Source organism: Bacteroides sp. An51A (assembly GCF_002161565.1).
Classification (GTDB): domain Bacteria; phylum Bacteroidota; class Bacteroidia; order Bacteroidales; family Bacteroidaceae; genus Phocaeicola; species Phocaeicola intestinalis.
On the sequence record NZ_NFIC01000007.1, the window covers coordinates 38,440 to 52,399 of the forward strand.

Genomic DNA, 13,960 nt, shown 5'->3' on the forward strand with positions numbered 1-13,960 from the left:
AAAAATGCCTCGAAAACTCATCCCCAATCATCGCACGATAAATTCAGAACAGTTTATTTGTAACTTATAATGTGTCGGTATGGAATCCCAACTTGAGGAGTAAAACCGCTATGTGTACGTAGGATACAAGGTTTTATGATATGGCAGTTCTTGGTCACAACGATGTGAAATTTTACTCAATAATGATTTTGTAGTGCATAAATAGTACATATATTGTGCAACAGACATTGTTATTTGAATGAAAAATAGTAATATTGCATTTGAATAACAATATAGGGAATGAAAAACATCATTCTAAATCAACGCAAGGAACGTGATGGACTGGTCGTTTTGAATATATGGATGTCCTGACGCATTTTAGAAGTATAGAAGAACTGACGAAAACGCTTTCACGTGAGCAAAGATTGCTAAGTGAGATGTTTGGGAAGCGGAAGCTTATGAAGTTTCCGTTGGGTCTTGCCATTGACCTTGTCGGAGGAAATGAACAAAGATTGAGAAAGCTGGTTGATTATGGTGTGCTGGTGGAATCCGGAAATGCGGTTGAGATTGAGAGCGACTATCTGAACTTCTTTGAGGAAGTGCTGAATGTCAATGAGGAAATTAGCGTATTAAGCGTACAGGAATGCATCAACACCCTGAAAGAGAATATCGGTTATTTCTTGCAAGAGACTAATCCCAACCGCAAAGCCGGATATCAGGATAGTGTGCGGCAACTTTTAAAGAAGACCGGATTCAGGACCCTGAAGAATGTGGTGGATTTGAAGCGTAATATGGACAATGCCTATAAGCAAGAACCCAATTATGTCATCAAAAAGAAGAAACTGGAGAATCTGGATGAGAAGAGCCATAGCATTCGTGCCATGATACGTGAATGTGAAAAACTGATGGATAATGAACACGCCTTTTTCATCATGGCCAATGATCCGCACATGGCAAAGACCTGTAGCGATGTGAAACATGATTTTGTAGAAGCCTATCATGCGCTAATGGAAATTGACAGACAGATTATTTCCTATATCAATCAGATAGACCTGCAAAATCAACTTTACAAAAAGATACGGAAGTTGAAGTACCTGCAAGATCAGTTGCTTATCAAGACCGATACGAACCTTGTAAAAGTTCTGGAAGAAAGGAATCCTCTTTGGATGGAATCCCGCCCATACAATAAGATTCGCCTGTCTTTAGAAATGCTAAGGGAAAACGATCAGGTAGTAAAGTTGCTGAGACGAATTGCTGAACGGAATGGGGTACAGAAAACAGCCAGAACGGAAGCTGGGCCTCTGGCAGAGGAAGACTTGCAAGAACATATCCGGCAACTGAAGGAGGTGGATTCTGCCGAAGTCTGGAATGCATTTTTAGCATCAAGTTATAATCTGTTTGAGTTCATTCTGAGGTATGACTATAAAGTAAAACGTAGCATAGAAGAACATGCTACCCTCTTCTGTCAGCTGGTTATCTTGCATCCTGATGAATGCCGGATAACAGGCGAATATGCAATTTATCAAGACATTGAATATCCTATAATTTATGCGAAATAATACTCAAAGAATATACGAGCGGTTAAGCCGGGGAGAGTTTCTTTCGGTAGACAGTGCAGATGCCTCTGTCCGTCATCTGTATGAGGATATCGAGGAGAATTTGGAAGATTATACAGAATACTTCAAGGAAATCGGTCTGCAACTGGAATCTGGTAATGGTTACTTCTATTTTTCAAGAATAGGAGAGGGTAAACAGACGATAGAGCAGAAATTGGACAGCTTTTCAAAATGGCTTGACTATCTGGATTTTCTGAAATGCTATAATCAGTCATTTGCTGCAGGATATCAGTTCCGCAAAAGTCATTTGACAGAACAGATCAGTCTGGATATCGAACTGAAGGAAAAGGCAAACCGTTTGTTCAAGAAATACGGTGTGGGGTCTAATGTTGAAATAGTAAACAAACTGCTTCAGGAAATGCAGAACATGGGCTTTGCAGAGTGTATCAGCGAACTTGATGAGACCTTTAAGGTTACTTCGGCATTCCGCTATGTCGAAGAATTGGTTGAAATAATTCAAATTGCAAATGAAGATGAAATACCTGAATAAGATTATTTTTATCAATAGTGCCAATATTCCGTATGCAGAGATATCTGTAGACGGGAATGTGCATTTCACAGGGACTCAGGGTGTCGGTAAAAGTACGGTATTGAGGGCACTGCTGTTTTTCTACAATGCGGATAAACAGCATTTGGGTATTCAACAGGGACAGAAATCGTTTGATGAATTTTATTTTCGCCAGTCAAACTCTTATATACTTTATGAAGTGATTCGAGACAATGGCGCATATACGATACTTGTCGGCAGATATCAGGGACGCGCTTCATGGCGGTTTATTGATGCACCTTATCAGCGTGAATGGCTAATAGACGATGACAAGCAGGTATTGAGTGACTGGGTGAAGATTCGCGAACGTATAGACAAAGACGTAGCTGTTTCTGCAAGAATCGAGTCCGGTGTGATGTTCAAGGATATAATCTTCGGCAACACTCATGACCATAAATATGCGCGTTATGCATTGGTGCAGAGCTCGCATTATCAGAATATCCCACGAAGCATTCAGAATGTCTTTCTGAATACCAAACTTGATGCGGACTTTGTAAAGAATACGATTATACAATCCATGACTGATGAGGATTTGCCGATTGATTTGCAGACCTACAGACGGCTTGTTACAGATTTTGAGCGGGAGTATGACGAGATAGACTGTTGGTTCCGCCAAACACGTGATGGTAGTTACCCTGTGCGTCAGCAAGCATTGAAGATAGCTGAACAGGGCCGTACAATTGTAGCACTCGACCAGCAGTTGTCTGACGTATGGCACATGCTTAATCATGCTGTAGCTTATAGTGAAAAGCATATACCTCTTTTGGAGATAGAAGCCGCAGAAGTTGAAGCGGACATAGAGAAAGAGCATAACCGTGAAAAGGAACTTACGGCAGAATATGATAAAGAAAAAGACGCACTCAATCAGGACCTTGGTGCCCAAAAGGGTAAATTGAAGGAAATAGCACAGGCAAGAAAGTATTTCGCTGACGAGGGTATTGATGACAAACTCGCTCTTGCCGGTCGTGAGTCTGCTATCAGACAGGAGGCTGCTGATAAACAAACGCTATTGGATGATTTGTTGAAAGCTTATGCATCGATAGAAGAAAAGTACAACATTGCAAGAGGTAAACTGGAAAATGCACGTCAGGCGTTTGGGAACATGCAGAAAGAAGCATATTATCAGAAACAGACCGAACTTCAGATAAAGCGTAAGAGCTTGGAAGAAGAACGTACCAGAAACAGGAATCAGGTTATGGAGACTTTCAACAGCTGGCGACACGACTCTGACGAACGTCTGCAAATGTTGTTGACCGAACAGAACAGGACTGAAAATGCGCTGAAGGAACTCCGGCATTGGCATCCCAAAGCTACTGAAATAAAGCAAGTAGATGAGGAACTGCAACAATTGAATTTTTCGGAAAAAGAGAATGCGGCCCAACAGACAGCGGTAAAAAATCAGATTGCCCGGATTACTGCCGAGTATGAGATGAAAGAAACGGAGATAAAACAAGCCTCTCAGCGTGAGCAGGAACGTCTTGACGCTGACCGTACACAAATGCGTGAACAAATCGCGAAGATTCATGATTTATTGGCTCGTTTAGACGGTTCTCTTTACAAGTGGCTTTGTGAAAACGCTGAAGGCTGGGAGAACACGATAGGCAAAGTCGTTGACGAAGAGAGGATTCTATATGCTCAAGGGCTTGACCCTCAGTTGGACACTGTGGCTAATGGTATGTTTGGCGTAAAGTTAAACCTGGATAATATTGCCTCCGTGCATCGTACCCCTGACGAATATAGATTGGAGAAGAATAACCTGGAAGAGCAGGTGCGGCAGATTAATCATCAGCTTACGCAATTGCCTGTTACTCTTCAGGAAGAGATAGCTAAACTTGGCAAGAAATATGCTGTACAGGTTAATCCGCTTCGTCAGAAAATGACATCGTTGAAGGTGGAAGAAGAACAGGTGCCAGCCAAGCGGCAGAACCTGCAAAACCGTAGGCATAAGCTGGAGATGGAAGAACAGGAACAGATTGCCCGAGAAAAAGATGTTCGTGAACATTCCTTTAATGAGGCAGTACTGCATGTGAATTCGGAGAAAGAGGCGCGCAATAAGCATGAATTGAAAAATAAAAAGGACCTTAAGGAGCTTGATTCATCGTTTAATAAAGCAGCCAAAGCACTCGATGAGGAATTGCGTATTTTCAAGGAGTCGCAAGATGCTGTAGCGGCCGAACGTAATCAGGAATTCGCTGCACAGAAGCAACAACTCAACGAACAGCAGAAAGCCGAACTTGCAGGCAAGGGCGTTGATACGAACCTGCTCGAGCAATACCGCAGGGCTTTAAATGATTTAAAGGCTCTGTTGATGAGGATTGATGAAGAACGTTCAATTGTTATCAGATATCGCGACACAGAACAAAATCTTTTTGCCAAGGAGCCGGAAATCAAAAAGGCAATTAAGACTATAGAGCAGCGGCTCGCCATGATACGTCAGCGTTATGAAGACAGGCGGACACGTATCGGGAAAAAATGTAAAGAAATGGAAGAGCGTTGGAAAAAGGTTCGTGGTGAACTGACGCATAGGAGAGAAGGCTTGATGTTTTATCATCAGATGGTAGAAAATGAGCATCTGGTGCCTGATGCTTTCCTCTCTGATGACAAGATGAAGAAGACCGAGTTGGATTGTCAGCAACTTTTAAGTCAACTTCGGGGCACAGTCAATCAGAAGCGTGAATCGATAGACAAGCTTAAATCCATAGTTGTCAGTTTCAATCGTAACTTTAAGCCCCAAAATGCTTTCCATTTCAATACAATGCCTGTAACAGACAATGACTATTTGGAGATTGCAGCGGATTTGCAGGACTTTATGGACAATAATAAAATCGAGGAGTTCCGCAGACGTACCAGCGAGCATTATAAAGATATTTTGGGACGTATCTCGGCGGAAATCGGTTCACTGATGAAATGCAGGTCGGATGTGGATGGGGTGATACAGGATATAAACCGTGATTTTATAGAAAAGAATTTTGCAGGAGTAATCAAGAGTATTGAACTCAGGGCAGATGAATCATCTGACAAACTCATGAAACTGCTTATATCCATTCACGATTATGCGATAGAGAATGCTTTTTCTATCGGCGAACTGAATCTTTTTTCAAATAATAATCGGGATGAAGTGAACCGTAAGGTCGTAGATTATTTGAAGAGCCTGTCTCATCAGTTGCAGAACGAACCGAATCGTCCGACTGTATCTTTGGGGGACGCTTTCCGTTTACAGTTCCGTGTGAAAGAGAACGACAATGACACCGGCTGGGTTGAACGTATTAATAATGTAGGATCGGATGGTACGGATATTCTTGTGAAAGCAATGGTTAATATCATGCTCATCAATGTGTTTAAGAAAAAGGCTGCCAAAAAAAGTGGTGATTTTATCGTACACTGCATGATGGATGAGATAGGTCGCTTGCATCCTACCAATATAAAAGGCATTCTGCAGTTTGCCAATTCACGCAATATCTATCTTATTAACAGTTCACCTACATCGTATAATCCATACGACTACCGCTATACATACCTGTTAAGTAAGCATGGAGTAAGGACAAGGGTAGAGAAATTGTTGAAACGAATAAATTAATCGGATAATATGGCACTAAGTGCGTCTATACAAGCATTGTTAGCCGGTGAACTGGTTGCCGGGTCGAGGCTGAACAGTAAGTTGCTTGATGAGCTGTTGGCAGAAGGTCTGCTGTTGGTTGTATCACGTGGCTCAAGAAAATCATATCGTGCCCGTGATGCTGAGGCTCTGAAAAGATTTCTTATAGACAAGGACGAGAGTTTCCGTATTATCGAAGCAAATGCTTCAGATTCCCGTGCCACAATGGCTGCGGAGACAGGAAATTCCAAACTCGTCATGGTCCGTTCCTGTCCGGGATTTCCTGTAAACAGTTATGAACCTATTGAGTGTTTTCTTGACGAAAATCCATTTGTGGTAAATCCGCAGGAAGGAAGCTTCCTTTTTGTCTCGGACTGGGAGAAATTTACAATTCCGGAAGATACAGTGGTGATTGGTGTGGAAAATATGGACAATTTCAGGATGATTCGCAGGCAGCGGACACTCTTTGATAGATATCTTCATAATCATGCTCTTTCAGATAAAGTACTTTTCGTATCCAGATATCCGCAATCGACCGACCTTAGGAAATGGCTGTGTACTATATCCAATCATTATCTTCACTTCGGTGACTTTGATTTGGCAGGAATAAATATTTTTCTCTTTGAGTTTCAGCAATATTTGGGCAAAGAACGTTCTTCCTATTTAATTCCGGATGATATAGAATGCCGTCTGAAGTCCGGTTCCCGGAAAAGATATGATGAACAGTATTACCGTTTTAAGGATATCAAGTCAGATATACTTGAATTACAACAGTTGATAGATTTAATTCATCATGAACGAAAAGCTTATGATCAAGAGGGTTACATATGTTGTAATCCGTAGAAACGGATAAGAATTGAAAGTTATAAAAATACAGTTCAGTAAGGATAGTCTTGCTGAGCTGTATTTTTGTCTAAAACTTGCAGCAGTTATTTAGGACTAGTCATTCTTTTATATCTCTTTTGAATTACAAAAAAAGACTCACCCAGAGCGCGCTGTTCTTATGGGAAGCGGGGTGAGTATGTAGTTGCAAATTTAGTTGATAGATTTCATATTCCAATGTTTTTCCTTGAATTTTTCTGGGCAAATGAATGGTATTGTGGATGTTCAATATAGGTAGAGAATCGGTGCATCTCAAATCAGTAGGTTATGTTTCTCCATAGCGAACATATGACATTTGCCCAAAAAGTAATTGAAGGTGATAACAATTTTGACAAAAAGACACAGATTTGTCGAAATTGTCATAAAAGGCATACCGAATTTTTGCAAAAAATTCGGTATAGAATCAGGTGGGAATATTTCTTATAGGCTTTGTGCATGACAGAAAGAAGTCATAGAAAACGGGAACAAACAAATTTTGCCATATATCCCAAAATGAACCGACATCAGACCATTACGGAGGGAAATCTTACCAAGGTTCGGAGGAAAATCTATATTTGACCTAAGGAAAAGAAGAATTTTCTGACTCTAGTTAGGTGCATTTCCTGAAATCTTTTATAATTTTGCCATGCAATTGGAAATTTATAAAGACACGATGCAACATAATAGAATGAACATATTATCAAATATATCATATCGAAGCACATCATGCTTTGAGCGTATGCCATATGTTCAAACTTCAAGCATTGAATCCTTCGATAAATTCAAAAGCGCTTTCCAACGAACATATTATAAACAGGCTGGGATATATTAGATGCAGATATCCCTCCAGAATTAATTGAAGCCGTTGGAAAGTCCTTGCCAAACTTTTCAACGGTTTTATTTTGCCCACTGGTGACGTTCGCATCATACGACCTTCTCCGTCATTTCCGTCCATGGGTATTAGATTTTGTATGAACCGCGCAGTGATGCGCACAAAACTAAAGGAGATTATGAATTATAAATTTGACGGAAGCAGGGTGTTCTTTACATCCGACACCCACTTCAATCATACCAATATCATCAGGTTTTGTAACAGGCCTTTCAAGGATGTGGCCCATATGAATGAAACGATTATTTCCAACTGGAACCGCGTGGTCAGTCCAGATGATATCGTGTTTCACTTAGGTGACTTTTGTCTGGGAGGTTCTGCTGAATGGATAAACGTACTGAGCAGGCTGAATGGAAAAATCTATCTTATTATTGGCAACCATGACATAAAGAATCTGAGACAGGACTACAGGAAATACTTTGAACAGGTTGTGATGCAGATGTATATTGAGGTAGATAAGCAGAAGATCTATCTGAATCACTGTCCGTTCCTTTGCTATGGCGGTTCATACAATGGCACCTGGCAGCTTTTCGGACATGTACATACCAGCAGGCACAACACCGGGAAGGACGCTCCGAGGCTAAAGATGCTTTTTCCCACGCAGTATGATGTTGGAGTAGATAACAACGATTTCACCCCTGTCTCATTTGCACGGGTAAAGGCAATCATAGAGAAGCAGATAGAACAATCAAAGAAAGGAGAGCAATAAGATGGGGATACAATACATGAGCGATCTGCACCTGGAGTTCCAGGAAAACAGCAGATATTTGAAACATAATGAGCTGCCGGTTACCGGCGATGTACTGGTGCTGGCCGGAGACATATTCTACCTGAAAGACAAGGTGGCTCCACTGACAAAGTTCTGGAAATGGGCTTCAGAGAATTACCGACAGGTGCTGATTGTCCCCGGCAATCACGAATATTACAACTATTCAGATGTGATGGAACGGGGGCTGCAATGGCGATGGATGTTCCGGGAGAATGTCGGCTACTATCAGAATCAGGTTGTTCGCATTGATGATACCGATTTCGTGCTGAGTACGCTGTGGTCACGGGTCAATCCGAACGATGAATATTTTGTATGGAAAGGCATGAACGATTTCCGTCAGATTAAGTTCAGTGGAAAACTACTACAGGTGGAGGAGTTCAACTGGATGCACGAGACCTGTATTGACTTTATTCGGAAAAGTATCAAGGAAAGTACGGCACCTCATATCGTAGTGGTTACGCATCACCTGCCGACACTTCAGGTAGTGGCTCAGCATCATAGGGATTCCGTGCTGAACAGCGCATTTGCCAGTGAATATGGAGAACTGATAGCTGACAGCCGGATTGATGCCTGGATTTACGGGCATTCGCATACCAATATCGGCACTGTGATTGGCGGAACCCGTATAATCTGTAACCAGATGGGATATGTTTTTGAAGATGAACACCTGATGAACGGATTTGATCCGAGCAAGTTTATTGAAATTTAATGGACATACAGAAATGTACGAAAGAAAGATCATAGATAGAAGGCTCCTTGCCGATTTGGCGAAGGAGGTTGGCTTGAACGCTTCGCATCTGGAGGCGTTGGGCGAAAGCCGCCAATGGGAGATTGCTGTTGATGGCGATATGTTGGAACGGCTGGTTGATATTCAACATCGGTTCGAGCGGTTGGCCGCAATGGGCGATGATGAATACCGGGGATTCTATATCGAGGTGCCGCGACCTACTCCGGAAGAATGGGGAGATGTTGAGGAGTTGATTGCTTTCGGGGAATATGACAGCCGGGAGGTGTTCTTAGCTGACTGGTTGGCATTCAACCCGATGGAGACCAGGTGGTTCCATGTTGCTTCGAACCGATACGTGGATTCCCGGTCAATCCGTGTTACGGACCGGAAGCGGATCAGCTTTATTATTACGAATGACTCCAAGTGCACGGATGCAGAGCCAGATAATACGTGGTGCAGAGAGAACCTGACCCGCCTCTTCAACTATCTGCAAAGGATGATTGATGTCGTTGTCTCGAATTCCGATGGGTTCAACGATTACGTGGCACATAACCTGCCGTACCAGCAGCGTACAGGACGGATTGCACAAAAGGTATTTAACCGCATAGTACCGAATTTCAAAATTGAGGTGGAAGATCGGGAAATGGCTATCAAGGCATTGGAGGAGTCGGTGCACTGGCATTCTGCCCCTCTTTTAGAAACCATGACCATCCGAAAGTATTGCACCTATTACCGCATTGCCAACGAGGTGTATGAGGCTTATCACCGGAAGCGTGGATTCAGGGGGCGTATCTATACAGATCCGCAGGATGTTCCGGAAGAATTGCGTGATGTAGTCTACTACAAGCGGAAGAAGTTCGGGGATGTAATGGAAATGTATGACATTGACAGTCCGGAGGATTTCATGCGGTTCGCAACTGACCATTACGGTGAACTTGGGCTTTCACGTCTGAATATCTTAGCTTCAAATGTTCAACCTCAGGGATGGAAGATTGTTGTTTCCAACAGTTACTCGTCCAATGTCGGGCTGGCTATTGAGGTAGCTACGGCTCTGTATAAGGCCGGGACACCGCTGCTGATATACGATGCAGAAAAGCTCCTGAAAATCCTGCTTGAAGAAGATTATGTGCGGCTGCTTCCCGACTCCTTTCACAACTATATGGGTTACCAGGAAGAGGGCACTGTCTATGAACTGCCGTGGAAATATGAATGTTCGGACGATTCTAATTCGGTTCTGACTAAGGAGCAATATCAGGCGATTGTCTCTAATGTAGAATGGCAGGAAGTGGAGAAGCTTAGGGCTACTTAACTCTTATTTTTCATCGGCTGACGTACTTTGGCAATCTATTTGAAAATCGGTAGTATGCAAATTATCGGCACTGATTCGAAATAGTGCTGATAATTTGCTTGATTCTGATATTTGATAATATGATTCTTGACAACTTTCAACAGCCAGGCATTATCCGATTTGATAGAACTGTCCACAACCATATGGTTTATCAGGAGGAAGAAGCTGTTAATGGGCTATCATGTGAATATACATGTAGTGACAGACGGCAGACGTTTAAGTGATGAGGATGTTTTTATAATATTCCAATCAGAATATCAGTAAGCATTTGAACAAATGCACCTTTTACACTTTAAGGTTTTGTTGTAGCTTTGCGATAGCAAATACAATCAAACCTCAAGTATTATGAACAGACTAGAATTTGAAGAATTAGAACTGCAGTTACAACAAAGCGGACTGCCGGGATGAATGCCATCCTTTATATCAACAAGACCGGCTGCCAGTGGCGTATGCTTCCTTCTGACTTCGCCCCTTGGCAAACCGTCTATTACTACTTCCGCAAGTGGAAGCTTGAAGGTGTGTTTGAAGAGGTGATGGATGCCTTGCACTCCCTTATCCGTAAACAGGCGGGACGGGAGGAAAGTCCCAGTCTTGGCATCATGGATTCCAGAAGCGTAAAGACTTCCCATCATGTTGATTCTGACCGTGGTATAGACGGGAACAAGAAAATCAAGGGACGGAAAGAGCACATCATAGTCGATACGCTTGGCCTTCCGTTAGCCGTCACAATCCATGAAGCCAACCTGCATGACAGCAAGGGCGCCCCACAAGCCATAGAAAAACTCGCTTATAAATTTCCGCGCTTGGTGAAAATCTTGGCGGACGGAGGCTACAGGGGAGATTTGGCTGATTGGGTCAAGAAGAAATTCGGATGGATATTGGAGGTCATACTCAGGCCGGACGAATGTCCGTCCAAATTTCAGGTACTGCCCAAACGCTGGATTGTGGAACGCTCTTTCTCATGGCTGGAAAACTTCAGAAGGCTGACCATCGATTACGAATTCCTTGCTGAAACTGCGGAAACTATGGTACAGCTTGCATTCATACAAATCATGCTTAACAAATTTATCGAATGAAATCAAAACAGCTTCTAAAAAATATCAGCATGTTGAGTGGTATTAGATAGCATATTTTAGTATCGAATCCTTTCTGTATCTGAGCAATATAACAATGCATCTGAATCTTCTAATAGGTAGATTAGTTTGAATTTTTCGAGAAGATATCTGTTACCATTTCTTCTGGATGTCACCCATTTATCCATGTTTTTGTCAAGCAGGTCAATCGTCATCATAATCCACTCTTCATTACCGGTATCATATAGCTCCGTAAGCATTCTAAGAAATACACATGCATGTCCTATGGTTTGATTGTAATTTTGCCCCCGCATAACAATCAAACCGAATAGCAATGAACAGAACTGGATTTGAAGAATTAGAAATGCAGGTGCAACAAAGCGGCCTGTCATTGAAGTCGTACCTACGACAGATAGGAGTGAGTTATTCCACCTATCACTATTGGCGTAAAAAATGTTCAGTTGGCAAGAATAGTGTCAAGCAAGAGTTGGCTCCCATCTGTTTCAAACAGGCAGCTACGGAATCTTCCCTTGAAGAACAAATACCCCATGGTGTGGCATTACTATTTCCCAATGGTCTTCGTGCCCACTTCGGAAATGGTTCTGAAGAGATACTTATGGAATTATTGACCAAAAGTCTTGGAGGCGGCCATGTTTAACTTGAACGACACGATGCGCTACTTCCTGTGTCCGGGCATTACAGATATGCGCAAAGGTATCAGTTCGTTGTGCGGAGTGGTACATGAAAAGATGAACAGTGAAGTGAAGAACGGTGATGTCTTCATCTTCATCGGGGCCAGCCGCAAACTCATGAAATTGCTTCATGCAGAAGATGGAGGCATGGTGATGTATGTGAAACGTCTGGAAGCCGGTCGCTTCAAACTGCCCAAATACGATCCTGAGTCAAAAAGTTATTCCATGGAATGGCGTGACCTGGTGATGATGGTCGAGGGTATTCAGGAGAATCCTGAACAGAGACTCCGGCGGTTAAGGGCAGAACGAAAGGAATACCATGTATGACATGCTTTTAGGTTGAATAAAAGTGCTTGTTTTGTTGTGTAATTAGCTAATATTTAGTATTTTTACGCAAACAAAAAACAAGCAGGCAATGAAAGAAAAGGATATTTTGCTCAAGACGATAGAAGGGCTGAATGCCACTGTTGCTTCGTTGTCTGCCACCAATAAAGAACAGTCAGATCAGATTAAAAACCTGCAGGAACGTATCAAAGAGTTGACGGCTCAGGTCGCATGGCTGAACCGTCAACTCTTTGGGCGTAAATCGGAGAAGCTTCGCGCATATGATCCTAATATCCCCGATCTTTTTGCAGACGAGTTTGCCGGACTCCAACATCAGGCGGAAGAAAAGCGCGATGAAGCCGTTGAGAAGATTGAAAAGGAATCGGCGGAAGTACGGAAGCAGAATCGTCAGAACCGAAAAATGATAGAGGACTTACCCGTACTGGAGACCGAGACAATAGAACCGACAGGTGTTGACCTGTCTTTATACCGTAGAATAGGCGAAGAGATAACAAAAGTCGTCAAACACAAGCCGGGGATGCTTTACGTCAAGGAAATCATCCGTCCCAAATATGCACTCAAGGACAGCACCATGCTTCCTCCGGCTGGACAGAAAGGAGTGGAGATTGCCCCCATGCCGCTGATGCCTGTTGACAAGTGCATCGCTGATACCAGCCTGCTTGCCGAGATACTGCTTCAGAAGTATGAATATCATGTCCCGTTCTACCGTCAGATACAACAGTACCGACATCTTGGAATGAAAGGCCTGACCGAAAGTATGCTGGACGGATGGTTCAAAAAAACAATGGAGCTGCTCAAACCTCTATATGAGGTACTCAAGCGGGAGGTCTTCTCCTGTGACTATGTACAGGCGGATGAAACCACAGTCCCAGTCATCAACAGGGAAAAGCACAAGGCTGACAAGGAATATCTATGGATGGTAAGGTCAGTCATGGAAAAACTGGTCATTTTCTATTATGATGATGGATCCCGGGCAGGAGCGGTCATCGAATCTCTGGCAAATCAATATACATATAGAGGATATCTTCAATGCGATGGTTTTGTAGGTTATGAGACAGCCTTCAAGACCAATCCCGAAGCAGCAGTTAATATGTCTGTTCTCTGTTCCCTATTGGCTACTTGTAAGGCACACGATGTAAACCCAAGGGATTACCTGAATGATGTAATCGCCCAAATGCCTTATCACAAGAATGCAACTCATGAGAAACTTTTGGATCTGCTTCCACACAAATGGAAGTTGAAACATCCGGAAAGTATATTGACAAAACAAAATGGGGTATCTGACAACTAATGCCATATGCAACATATAGGTTCAACAAAATAATAGCGACTGAAACTATTAGGTTCATAGTGACAGTCGCTATTGTTGTATATAAAGGTTTAAAACTTGTAGTTTATCGAATGCTTACCGCGCTGTAGCAGTTTTGCCTTTAGGGATACTGCTCTAAAGTCGGGTCGTAATTATGGAAATGGGTACGTTGACAAAATAAAATAGGGCATAACTCATTGAGCTACACCC

At 42.6% G+C, this 13,960-nt stretch carries 11 protein-coding genes; all 11 read left to right on the forward strand.

Going from position 1 to position 13,960, the window contains the following annotated elements; genetic code table 11:
• Window positions 1-437: 437 nt before the first annotated feature.
• The 11 genes from B5G04_RS14110 to B5G04_RS14170 all read left to right on the forward strand — a co-directional run bounded on the left by B5G04_RS14110 (window position 438) and on the right by B5G04_RS14170 (window position 13,732).
• Window positions 438-1,538: a hypothetical protein gene (locus tag B5G04_RS14110; protein WP_239414117.1), complete on the forward strand. Its 1,101-nt coding sequence runs from the start codon at window positions 438-440 to the stop codon at window positions 1,536-1,538.
• On the forward strand, window positions 1,528-2,085 hold the full coding sequence (locus tag B5G04_RS14115; protein ID WP_087212630.1) for a hypothetical protein: 558 nt from the start codon (window positions 1,528-1,530) through the stop codon (window positions 2,083-2,085). Before B5G04_RS14110 ends, B5G04_RS14115 begins: the two co-directional genes overlap by 11 nt.
• Window positions 2,069-5,719, forward strand: a complete 3,651-nt coding sequence (locus B5G04_RS14120; protein ID WP_087397962.1) for an ATP-binding protein — start codon at window positions 2,069-2,071, stop codon at window positions 5,717-5,719. Before B5G04_RS14115 ends, B5G04_RS14120 begins: the two co-directional genes overlap by 17 nt.
• Window positions 5,720-5,728: 9 nt before the next feature.
• Window positions 5,729-6,580 carry a hypothetical protein gene (locus B5G04_RS14125; protein WP_087397817.1) on the forward strand — a complete coding sequence of 284 codons (852 nt, stop codon included), beginning with the start codon at window positions 5,729-5,731 and terminating at the stop codon, window positions 6,578-6,580.
• Window positions 6,581-7,608: 1,028 nt separating this feature from the next.
• Window positions 7,609-8,196, forward strand: a complete 588-nt coding sequence (locus B5G04_RS14135; protein WP_087212640.1) for a metallophosphoesterase — start codon at window positions 7,609-7,611, stop codon at window positions 8,194-8,196.
• A gap of 1 nt (window position 8,197) precedes the next feature.
• Window positions 8,198-8,965, forward strand: coding sequence for a metallophosphoesterase (locus B5G04_RS14140; RefSeq protein WP_087397820.1), 768 nt, complete (start codon window positions 8,198-8,200; stop codon window positions 8,963-8,965).
• Between the two features lie 13 nt (window positions 8,966-8,978).
• Window positions 8,979-10,292, forward strand: coding sequence for a hypothetical protein (locus B5G04_RS14145; protein ID WP_087397963.1), 1,314 nt, complete (start codon window positions 8,979-8,981; stop codon window positions 10,290-10,292).
• 443 nt (window positions 10,293-10,735) lie between these two features.
• The gene (locus tag B5G04_RS14150) at window positions 10,736-11,407 is read left to right on the forward strand and encodes an IS5 family transposase (protein ID WP_239414118.1); all 672 of its coding nucleotides are present in this window, start codon (window positions 10,736-10,738) and stop codon (window positions 11,405-11,407) included.
• A 331-nt stretch (window positions 11,408-11,738) separates the two neighbouring features.
• The gene (locus tag B5G04_RS14160) at window positions 11,739-12,062 is read left to right on the forward strand and encodes a hypothetical protein (RefSeq protein ID WP_087397824.1); all 324 of its coding nucleotides are present in this window, start codon (window positions 11,739-11,741) and stop codon (window positions 12,060-12,062) included.
• Entirely contained in the window at window positions 12,055-12,423 is a 369-nt protein-coding gene (tnpB, locus tag B5G04_RS14165) for an IS66 family insertion sequence element accessory protein TnpB (RefSeq protein WP_143270472.1), read from the forward strand. The genes B5G04_RS14160 and tnpB overlap by 8 nt, the downstream gene beginning before the upstream one ends.
• 88 nt (window positions 12,424-12,511) lie before the next feature.
• The gene (locus B5G04_RS14170; protein ID WP_087397826.1) at window positions 12,512-13,732 is read left to right on the forward strand and encodes a transposase; all 1,221 of its coding nucleotides are present in this window, start codon (window positions 12,512-12,514) and stop codon (window positions 13,730-13,732) included.
• Window positions 13,733-13,960: the final 228 nt, after the last annotated feature.

Bases quoted from the DNA above. Each gene is read 5' to 3' on its own strand.
- B5G04_RS14110 (WP_239414117.1), top strand. From the start codon at position 438: ATGAAGTTTCCGTTGGGTCTTGCCATTGACCTTGTCGGAGGAAATGAA.
- B5G04_RS14115 (WP_087212630.1), top strand. From the start codon at position 1,528: ATGCGAAATAATACTCAAAGAATATACGAGCGGTTAAGCCGGGGAGAG.
- B5G04_RS14120 (WP_087397962.1), top strand. From the start codon at position 2,069: ATGAAATACCTGAATAAGATTATTTTTATCAATAGTGCCAATATTCCG.
- B5G04_RS14125 (WP_087397817.1), top strand. From the start codon at position 5,729: ATGGCACTAAGTGCGTCTATACAAGCATTGTTAGCCGGTGAACTGGTT.
- B5G04_RS14135 (WP_087212640.1), top strand. From the start codon at position 7,609: ATGAATTATAAATTTGACGGAAGCAGGGTGTTCTTTACATCCGACACC.
- B5G04_RS14140 (WP_087397820.1), top strand. From the start codon at position 8,198: ATGGGGATACAATACATGAGCGATCTGCACCTGGAGTTCCAGGAAAAC.
- B5G04_RS14145 (WP_087397963.1), top strand. From the start codon at position 8,979: ATGTACGAAAGAAAGATCATAGATAGAAGGCTCCTTGCCGATTTGGCG.
- B5G04_RS14150 (WP_239414118.1), top strand. From the start codon at position 10,736: ATGAATGCCATCCTTTATATCAACAAGACCGGCTGCCAGTGGCGTATG.
- B5G04_RS14160 (WP_087397824.1), top strand. From the start codon at position 11,739: ATGAACAGAACTGGATTTGAAGAATTAGAAATGCAGGTGCAACAAAGC.
- tnpB (WP_143270472.1), top strand. From the start codon at position 12,055: ATGTTTAACTTGAACGACACGATGCGCTACTTCCTGTGTCCGGGCATT.
- B5G04_RS14170 (WP_087397826.1), top strand. From the start codon at position 12,512: ATGAAAGAAAAGGATATTTTGCTCAAGACGATAGAAGGGCTGAATGCC.